Source organism: Bradyrhizobium sp. (genome assembly GCF_019242285.1).
Classification (GTDB): Bacteria; Pseudomonadota; Alphaproteobacteria; order Rhizobiales; family Xanthobacteraceae; genus Bradyrhizobium.
Genome location: NZ_JAFAVV010000650.1, coordinates 1 through 2018, shown reverse-complemented (window position 1 = coordinate 2018; position 2018 = coordinate 1). Strand labels below are relative to the sequence as shown.

Here is a 2018-nt window from a genome sequence, read left to right as displayed (position 1 = left end):
GCCCTGCAGGAACAGCATCGGCACGCGCACGTCGAACAGGTGCTCACCGCGCTCCCGCGAGGGACGCCCCGCCGGATGCAGCGGGAAGCCCAGGAAGATGAGCCCGCGCACGCCCGGCAGAGGCGCCGCCGCCTGCGCCTGCGAGGTCATGCGGCCGCCGAACGACTTGCCGCCGGCGATCAGCGGCAGGCCGCGGGCGAGCTCGCCGGCCTTGGCGACGGCAGCGCGCACCGCTGCCTGGGCCAGCGCCGGCGGATCGGGCCGCTTGCTGCCCTGCTCCATATAGAGGAACTGATAGCGCAAGGTCGCGATGCCGCGCTCGGCGAGTTCGTCGGCGACGGCGGCCAGGAACGGATGCGCCATCCCCGCGCCGGCGCCATGCGCCAGCACGTAGCAACACGTCGCACCAGCCGGCAGCTGCAGCAGGGCCGAGACGGGCCGCCCGCCGACGTCGACGCTGACCGGGATGCCGTCCTTTGGGGCGCTACGCGGTGCCAAAGCGGGCGGCCGACCGGGCGCGCGCCTTCGCGGCCTCGATCTCGCGGTCGCGCGGCGGCGCCGTCGTGATCAGATCTTCGAGCAGATGGTGCGCGGCGTGCGCCACGGCCTCGACCGCACGATTGAAGGCTTCCTCGTTGGCCTTGGACGGCCGGTTGAACTCGCTCAGCTTGCGCACGAATTGCAGCGACGAGGCGTGAATCTCCTCATCGGTCGCCGGCGGCTTGAAGTTGTAGAGGTTCTTGATGTTGCGGCACACGAAACACCTCCATCAGGGTTCTCGGGATGCTGGCACGGCCCTATCATCGAAGTCCAACCCGGAGGGACCCGTGCTCACCGTCACGCGCGACATGATCCTGCCCACGACCGTCACCGGCTCCTATCCGCGCCCGTTGTGGTTCGATCGCAGCCTCGAGGGCCGCTCGTTCAAGACGGCAATGGGCGATTCGCTGTTCCGCGAGCAATATCTCGACGCCGTCGCCAGCATCGTCGCCGAACAGTCGGCCGCCGGCCTCGACATCGTCACCGACGGCGACAGCCGGTTCGACCTCACGGTCGGCGGCAAGTCGTGGTTCTTCTATCCGATCGAGCGGCTGGGCGGTGTCGAGGGCCATCGCGACACCTCGCGCGGCTGGATGAGCCGCCATGGCCTGCGTCCGGGCAAGATCCTGTGGGAGGTGCAGGAGGCCTACCAGCCCGGCGTCGTACGCCATCGCCTGACGCGGGGGCCGCTGGAATATGCCGAGCTGTGGAAGGTGGCGCAGCGCATGTCCGACCGACCGGTGAAGTTCGGCGCGATCTGCGCGCCGGCGCTCGCCTCGATGCTGTGGAACGAGCACTATGTCGACGACAAGGCGATGATCCTCGACCTGTGCGACATCATGAACGCGGAGTTTCGCGAGGTCGCCAACGCCGGCTGCCCGCTGATCCAGGTCGAGGAGCCGCCGCATCACAGCCGCGCGCTGATGGAGGGCACGACCGACGCCGACCTCGAATTCCAGACCATGGCGTTCAACCGCCAGCTCGACGGCGTCGATGCCGAGATCTGGGTCCACACCTGCTGGGGCAATCCGAACCAGCAGCGCGTGCACTGGAAGGTGCCGAGCTACGAGCGCGCCCTGCCACACCTGCTCCAGCTCAAGTGCGACGTGCTCACCATCGAGTGCGCGAGCTCCGACGGCCAGGACCTGCCGCTGTTCAAGAACATCAAGACCGACAAGAAGATCGCGATCGGCGTGGTCAACCACTGCAACACCGTGGTCGAGCCGGCCGAGCATGTCGCCGACCTGATCCGCCGGGCGCTGGAATACATTCCCAAGGAGCGGCTGATCATCAGCACCGACTGCGGATTCGGCCGCGAAGGGCTGTCACGGCGCATCGCGTTCTACAAGTGCGTGGCGCTGGTCGAGGGCACCAACATCGTGCGCCGCGAGCTCGGCCTGCCCGAAGCCCGCGTGCGAGCGGCCGACCCGCAGCTATGGTTCGCGTCGCGCTGACCCGACATCGCCGGACGGCTGCGG

At 68.5% G+C, this 2018-nt stretch carries 3 protein-coding genes; 1 reads left to right on the top strand and 2 read right to left on the bottom strand.

Annotation, left to right across the window (positions count from 1 at the left end; all coding sequences use genetic code 11):
• Both JOY90_RS26285 and JOY90_RS26280 read right to left on the bottom strand, forming a co-directional pair.
• Positions 1-468: alpha/beta family hydrolase (locus JOY90_RS26285; RefSeq protein WP_367277000.1), on the bottom strand; the 468-nt coding region annotated here is incomplete at its 3' end.
• Positions 469-484: 16 nt separating this feature from the next.
• Positions 485-757 carry a DUF2277 domain-containing protein gene (locus tag JOY90_RS26280; RefSeq protein ID WP_291694019.1) on the bottom strand — a complete coding sequence of 91 codons (273 nt, stop codon included), beginning with the start codon at positions 755-757 and terminating at the stop codon, positions 485-487.
• A gap of 70 nt (positions 758-827) precedes the next feature.
• Here JOY90_RS26280 and JOY90_RS26275 point away from each other — a divergent pair, with 70 nt between their 5' ends.
• Positions 828-1994, top strand: coding sequence for a cobalamin-independent methionine synthase II family protein (locus JOY90_RS26275; protein WP_291694018.1), 1167 nt, complete (start codon positions 828-830; stop codon positions 1992-1994).
• Positions 1995-2018 lie beyond the last annotated feature (24 nt).